Origin of the sequence: Aneurinibacillus thermoaerophilus, from assembly GCF_900099925.1 — a bacterium.
GTDB classification, from domain to species: Bacteria; Bacillota; Bacilli; order Aneurinibacillales; family Aneurinibacillaceae; genus Aneurinibacillus; species Aneurinibacillus thermoaerophilus.
The window spans coordinates 1-4,603 of sequence record NZ_FNDE01000070.1 but is presented as its reverse complement, the minus strand read 5'-3'; the positions used below and the strand labels follow the sequence as shown (position 1 = coordinate 4,603).

The window sequence follows — 4,603 nt, the reverse complement described above, 5'->3', positions numbered from 1 at the left end:
ATTTTTCCTCCTGCTTTTTCCTTCTCTTTTGATATTCTTTTTCCGCCCTGTTGAGTGATTTTTGAAAACTTTTTGAGTTCACAACACTTTTTCCGAGCCTATACATATCATATATATTTTTTAACGATCCAAACACTTCGTCTTCACTCTTTCTTTTTTTGAGTCGGACGTAAAGGAAATGAGTTACATATAATGCATGCATCGCCCAATATATACATATATTAACAATTTAAAATGTTTTCCACCTAATTCATAGACCTATTTTTACAAATTATAGGATTATGCATAATTGATTATATTTACCCTTTACCATATTTGTGCTTGAGCAAGTCAAAATTACGATTTTTCTTATCAATCAACAAAGCACGAATAGGCGTTTTCTTCGCTTTTCCATCGATCATCAAAGGCAGATAGATGTGAGTGAAATCAAACGAGTAGTTCTGATTGTTCCAGATGCACACAGGTTTCTTGAGAACAGGAATGGTAGTGTACTTATTTTTCTTCACTTTCTGAAACACGCTTTTTGCATCTTTTATCGCTTGATTTTTGACCGCACTCGGCAAGTGAGCAAAAACATCCTTACTCGACTTCCTTGTGCTTTTCTTTTCCGCGACCATTTCAGATACAAGCGTATTGATAGTCGAAATATACTCTTGACTCATCTGCCGCAAAATAGAAGTCTGTTCTTTTGTTGGAAGTAGTTTGACTTTAACCGTCATTGTTTGTGACATTGTTTCACTCGATACATTTCCTGCGGTAGATACAAAATAGGAACGTGTCCATAAACTTGGCAAATGTTGAAAATGCGGAAATTCCTCCCTTAACTTTTTAGAAGTTACTCTTTTGATTTTTGCCATAATATCAGCAGGACTAAATGTTGGCAACACATTTAGAAACATATGTGTATGGTCTTTGTCGCATTCTAAAGCAACAATGATAATTTCCAATTCCTCACATATTTCCTGCACCAACTGTCTGAAACGTTCCTCTACATCAGCACGAAGGAATATTTTCCTTCTATATCGAGAACAAAAAACGAAATGATAATTGATTAAAGAGACTGTTGTGCGTGTTCTTCTGTATTCGTTCATATCCATTCGGAGAATCTGTAATCAACACTCTCGACAACCAAATTCGGCTTTTTTCTCGTTATCTATGCCACAACCACAGTTAAAAACCTCCCGGACTTTCCCGGAAGGTTTCTGACTGTTCCCCATCCCTATATGGTATGCAAGAATATAGGAATAGGGCTGGTTTTATGAAGAAATTTATTGCAGACGCCCTGTTCTGCCGCTTAATTGTTGCTCTGCCATTTGTACAAGACGCTTCGTAATCTCCCCACCTACAGAACCGTTTTGACGTGATGTTGTATCCGGCCCCAATACCACACCAAATTCAGCAGCGATTTCATATTTCATTTGATCTAAAGCTGCGCGTGCTTGTGGAGCCAGTAATTGATTGGTGTTACGTGATTCTTGTTGTTGGTTTTGTTGCATACGTGGCATAACCTTCATTCCTCCTATGTAGATGATTTTGGTACTTGATATTCTTACAATTCCGCATAGGAAGTAATTTATACATAGGATAGGTTGGTAATTTTATCCGTAGAAAATAATTTTAGAAATGTAAAAACGCCTGATTACAGGCTGTTACTTTCGCGAATTAATGGCGTTTTTTTATTAAGGATGCCGTCTATCCTTCAATGATCCGCTTTTTTCCGTCGTCCCCCACTTTATAAATACCATCACGCAGGTATAAACGATACAAACGACTCTCCTCATCATAGGAGGCAGCGTGTTCCCACGCCTCTTCGAGTGAACTTCCTTTCAGCATCCGGTAGAAAAAGTGCATGAGAAATAGCGCTGTCGTTTCTCCGGTGACATCCTCGTCAGCCGCGATGTACGCCTGAATCTCTCCTTTCATAAACGCCTCCCCTGCTTCTTTAACACCGGCCGAGCAGGCGGTATTAATCACCACCGTACCAGGAAGGCGAATCGCTTCGGCGATGACGGGGGGACGCATGACTCCGTCCTGCAAACTGGATACGTCAATTTCTTCTATGTATTCTCCAAAAATAAGGCCGCCCTTGTCGCCGTGGGCACTGATGATCAGATACGGGGGAGCGCTTTCGTTCTGGCTGATAACTTGTAAAAAATCATCCGGCGTGCCGATGGCGTGCAAAAGCGTCACGACGTCAAGTTGTTCAAGCAAAGTACGAATATAATTGGCTTCCGCTCCGTCGCCGATCGCAGCAATGGCCACTGGAAGCTTTTTAGCATAAAAACGGGTATCTACAGGATTCCACATATCTTTTCCTCCTCTTGACAATAAATTCCTGGATTCACAAACCTACTACGCCAAAACGGTCTAAACGTTTCATAAATCTCCTGACAACCCATCTCTCTTTTCTAAATGGCAGCTTTGTAAAACCCAGTTTTTCATACAAGCATATGGGATGTCCGACAGGCAATTCTCCATTTGATAGCGTTGAAGAGGCTTCTCGGCAAATTCACTAAAGGCGGTTAGAGTAACTCTCTCGAAGTATTTCAGCAATTTCGTCAACAGTGGTTCCTGGCATTTTGGCATGGTCAGCCAACATTTTAGCAGCGGACGGTAATCTCTTTTTATCTGGCCATGTTTCAGGTTCCCAAAGCTTAGAACGTAAAATAGCTTTGGCACAATGAACAAAACATTCTTCCACTTCAACACCTATACCAACAAGAGGACTACGCCCATTGACTTCCATCTGTTTAAGTAATTTTTCATCCTTTACTAAACAGGCCTTCCCGTTAATCCTAAGTGTCTCTCCTAATCCTGGTATCAAAAAGAGAAGACCTACTTGAGGATTAGATAAAATATTACGCATGGAATCCACTCTGCGATTGCCTGGACGTTCGGGAATAACTAAATGTTTCTCATCAAGTACGAATACAAATCCTGGTACATCTCCTCTAGGAGAGACATCACATAGCCCTGAATGATCGGCTGTTGCTAAGAGTAAAAAAGGAGATTGAGCTATAAAATTTCGGCAATGAACATCCAGATGGAAAATGACCTTTCGATTCACAAGGTCGCCTGGATACCCAATAAGCGAACGAAGTTCTTCTTCAGTTGAAATCCTTTCTCCGAACACACTTATTTTATTCATCAGTCCTTAAACACCACCGAGTTTTTATTCATTTCATGTATATGTTTTTATAATTTATAATAAATTGAGCTATTCGTTTGTGTTTTATTAGACTACTACCCGCTCCATCAGCCTACCATGTCTCTGCCGCATGCGGAATTGAGTTTTTACTGATAAAACCGTCTGCCATACAAACACCTCATTATTAAGAAAGGAAAAATAGGGCCGCAAGCACAACCCTCTCATATCTTTAATTTAAAACAACAAACTCAATCATTTCCCAGTCTTCCGAGTCTTCGCTTTCATAATCTTCATATGTCACTTCAATCTTTTTATTCAATAACGCCTGTTGTAAGGCTTTCGTTAGTGCCTTATTCTCCTTGTCCATATAAAACATACAAAGATACCAAAACGCACCCTCTTCATCTTCATCCGTTTCGATGCAATATGACTTTACTTCTGGGTCATAGTATACCTGCTTAATCACGGTTTTCTCAGTCTGTACCTGCGCGGACGCAACACCAGGCAGTAAAAGAAATACAAGCAAAAAGGCTAACCATAATCTTTTCATTTTATATCCTCCCCCGTCATTTGTTATGATTTTACTATAAATTTCATAAAATGTCAGGACTTTTACACATCTTCCTCTGCTCCAAAAGTCATCTCATAATGATGAACCCTTTCGTGAACTTCCTATACATCGGTAACTTTTATCTACCAATTATATACTGCCTAATGTATAATTCCAGTAGAGATTTGCTAATCGCTCAGCGGAGATTTTAATAAAAAGGAGACACTGATATGGAAAACGAGTTCTTTGTAGGTTGGGGCACACTCGCCTTAATCAATGCCGGATTAGCCCAAGGCAAAAATAGAACAGGATTAAATTGGTTCATACTCTCCCTACTTTTAGGCCCTGTAGCTACTCTCATTCTCTTATTCGTTGAAAAGAGATAGTTCCCTACCGCTTTTTCAGTGAGCCCCAGCTATTTTATCCCACTCTCTTCCCCATACTCCTTAGCAGCCTATCCCGCCATACCTTCTACATTCCGTCTCTCCAGAACTTTTGGCATGAGAGCCCGCGACATTTTTCGCTTTTCGATCTCCGCTATACCTATCACCGCACAGCTCATTGAGATATCAAAGATCAATTTTGTGATATACTATATGTATGAAAAAATCTACCATAAAACATGCTCGAACCTGTGTCTACAATGTTAATTATCACATCGTTTGGTCTGTAAAATACCGAAGAAAAGTACTCACTTCCGAGATAGAAGGCTACTTGAAAGACCTTTTTCAAGAAATCGCACAGGAAAAAGAGTTTGAAGTCGTCATGATGGAAGTCGGCGAACAAGACCACATTCACGTTTTTGCTTCTGCTCATCCAAAGATCCCCCCCTCGTATATTGTGAAAATGCTGAAAGGAATTTCTGCCCGTAAACTGTTTTTGAAATTTCCACAACTGAAAAAAAG

6 protein-coding genes and 1 pseudogene are annotated in these 4,603 nt (G+C 39.9%); 2 read left to right on the top strand and 5 right to left on the bottom strand.

Annotated features, from left to right (window positions below):
- Positions 1–722: 722 nt before the first annotated feature.
- From tnpA (BLR88_RS19840) to BLR88_RS18335, 5 genes and pseudogenes are all read right to left on the bottom strand, one after another.
- Positions 723–1,091 (bottom strand): annotated as a pseudogene (gene tnpA, locus BLR88_RS19840) (IS200/IS605 family transposase); the annotation flags it as partial.
- A gap of 177 nt (positions 1,092–1,268) precedes the next feature.
- Positions 1,269–1,496, bottom strand: a complete 228-nt coding sequence (locus tag BLR88_RS18350; protein WP_091261533.1) for an alpha/beta-type small acid-soluble spore protein — start codon at positions 1,494–1,496, stop codon at positions 1,269–1,271.
- Positions 1,497–1,692: 196 nt separating this feature from the next.
- Positions 1,693–2,307 (bottom strand): CHAT domain-containing protein, encoded by a 615-nt coding sequence (locus tag BLR88_RS18345; protein WP_091261529.1) that lies wholly within the window; start codon positions 2,305–2,307, stop codon positions 1,693–1,695.
- 205 nt (positions 2,308–2,512) lie between these two features.
- The gene (locus tag BLR88_RS18340) at positions 2,513–3,148 is read right to left on the bottom strand and encodes a pyridoxamine 5'-phosphate oxidase family protein (RefSeq protein WP_091261527.1); all 636 of its coding nucleotides are present in this window, start codon (positions 3,146–3,148) and stop codon (positions 2,513–2,515) included.
- 229 nt (positions 3,149–3,377) lie between these two features.
- Positions 3,378–3,698, bottom strand: coding sequence for a hypothetical protein (locus tag BLR88_RS18335; RefSeq protein WP_057900474.1), 321 nt, complete (start codon positions 3,696–3,698; stop codon positions 3,378–3,380).
- A 230-nt stretch (positions 3,699–3,928) separates the two neighbouring features.
- Here BLR88_RS18335 and BLR88_RS19835 point away from each other — a divergent pair, with 230 nt between their 5' ends.
- Together BLR88_RS19835 and tnpA (BLR88_RS18330) are read left to right on the top strand one after the other, a co-directional pair.
- Positions 3,929–4,084, top strand: a complete 156-nt coding sequence (locus BLR88_RS19835) for a hypothetical protein (protein WP_175493690.1) — start codon at positions 3,929–3,931, stop codon at positions 4,082–4,084.
- 214 nt (positions 4,085–4,298) lie between these two features.
- Positions 4,299–4,603: IS200/IS605 family transposase (gene tnpA, locus BLR88_RS18330; RefSeq protein ID WP_091261531.1), on the top strand; the 305-nt coding region annotated here is incomplete at its 3' end.